Annotated in this window: 2 protein-coding genes and 1 pseudogene; all 3 read right to left on the reverse strand. The window is 43.4% G+C overall.

What is annotated here, in order from left to right:
• Positions 1–218 (reverse strand): annotated as a pseudogene (locus AC1DSE_RS34680) (right-handed parallel beta-helix repeat-containing protein); the annotation flags it as partial.
• A complete protein-coding gene (locus AC1DSE_RS34685; protein ID WP_477509678.1) occupies positions 215–592 on the reverse strand; it encodes a hypothetical protein in 378 nt (125 codons plus the stop codon). The pseudogene AC1DSE_RS34680 and the gene AC1DSE_RS34685, both read right to left, overlap by 4 nt.
• Before the next feature lie 181 nt (positions 593–773).
• Positions 774–1868 (reverse strand): alpha/beta hydrolase, encoded by a 1095-nt coding sequence (locus tag AC1DSE_RS34690; protein WP_477509823.1) that lies wholly within the window; start codon positions 1866–1868, stop codon positions 774–776.
• Positions 1869–1992 lie beyond the last annotated feature (124 nt).

The following is a 1992-nucleotide window of genomic DNA, read 5'->3' on the forward strand; positions in this document are numbered from 1 at the left end:
GCGCCAGACTCTGCTGCCAGTTGTAACGGTTTATCAATAATTATGGGCCCTTCATATGTTCCTGAAGAAAGAAGCAGAGTATCGCCTGCCTGGGCCTCATTAATCAACATCTGCAACGATTTCACCGTTGCTTCAGCCTTTACACTGCTTGCCCCAATCAAAATAGGCAGCATTGCCACAATTAAACCAAACATTAATTTCTGTACAGCTGCTCTCATTGCACCTCTACCTGCTTCTTTTTCGTCACATGGATATCGTCGGTATACAGATGCATGTAGACCTCGTATGTACCCGGCTCTGGAAATGTGTACGTGCCGCTAAATACATTTTGTCCTTCCTTTTTTGCCTCAAAAAACACAGGCTCCTCTTTCACGCGGACTTCAAATGTCATCCCTGAGGATTCGGTAAGCTCAGCTCCCGTGAAATCTGCCATAAGTTCTATCGGCGAGCCTGATACTGGCTTGTCAGGATCTGTCCTCAAGTCCACCTCAATGGCTGCAGGGTCGTTTGTCACTGGAGCCGAAGCAGAGCAAGCTGCTAAGCAAACTAGAATGAAACACAATAACCCCGCTGCTATAATTATTTTTCGCAATGGTTCACCTACTCTCCTAAAAGTACTTCTCTTATTCTAACAACGTATACTTTTAACCAAATGACTCGAAAGAGTCATCTATAGTGCATAAACATCTGTTCACAAAACAAAAAAAGCTGCTACAAAAGTAATTAGTTCTACTTTTGAAACAGCCTCTACATAAGGTTACGGGCATCATTTGTTAAGCAAACAATTCTTTTAATCCTTTTGCGATTTCGTTCATACAATCTTCCGCTTGCGGATATAGCCCTATTTTGTCCATAAAAGCATGGTCTACACCGTTGTATCTGATCATCTTCGTCTTGACACCTGATCTGATTAATTTTCTGGCATAAGCCTCGCCTTCCAATCTCAGATAATCATATTCCGCTTCAATAATAAGGGTTGCTGGCAAACCGCACAAATCGTCTGCTAACAACGGTGATACATAAGGATCGGTTACTTTAGTATTTCCATCCAAATAAATGTTCTCAAGCCCCGTAGAACTGCCTAATGCTCGTATGATTCCCTGAATAAGTTCGTGGTTGTGGTTAACGGTATACTCTTCCAAATTCCATTCAAAATCATCGGTAGCAACGCCGCTCATGCTAACCGTAGGGTAGAGCAACGCCTGATATTTAATCATACCGGTTCCTAAATCCCTATCCATTAGAGAGCACACGGCTGACAAATTCCCGCCTGCACTGTCGCCTGCCACTCCAATTTGTTCCGGGTTGACATTGATTTCAGCTGCATGCTCATATACCCATTTGACCGCATCAAAACAATCGGTAAGTCCGGCAGGATAAGGATTCTCCGGCGCTAAGCGGTAGTCAACGTTCACCACAACAGCCCCTGCTTTTTCTGCCAAACACTTGCACGGGTTTTCAACACTATCTACAGAACCTCCAATAAACCCTCCACCATGGAAAAACACAATTGCAGGCATAGGCCCGCTCTTTTGCGGCGAATAGATACGGATCGGAATCGGACCGTGTTTGCCATCAATCGTTTTATGTTCGGTTTCAATTTCGGTAACGGTAACATCTACGTTTGGCCATCCCATCATAGCTCTGAGTTGACCGATGTTATCCGCAGCGAGTGAACCAAAATCCATCTGGGGTCCGGAAGCCATCGCCTTCAGCATATCCAAAGTAACATTCATCACCCTTGGGTCCAGATCCCCTTCTACATCGGAATCCGGAATTTTTTTAATGACAATATCAAGCCCTTTATGCTTATTGACCTCAACTCGTTGTTCCATCAAAGAAACTAATTTTTTGTACTCTTCATCCATAACCATGATTTTTTCAGCTCCCTTTTCTTGTTTACACATACGAAAACATTTAAATATATAGCGCTTTCATATTCCATTTTACTGCTCAGCTTTGTTCATTCCCTCATAGTGCAGACTCACGCTA

Source organism: Paenibacillus sp. 01L418, from assembly GCF_056400045.1.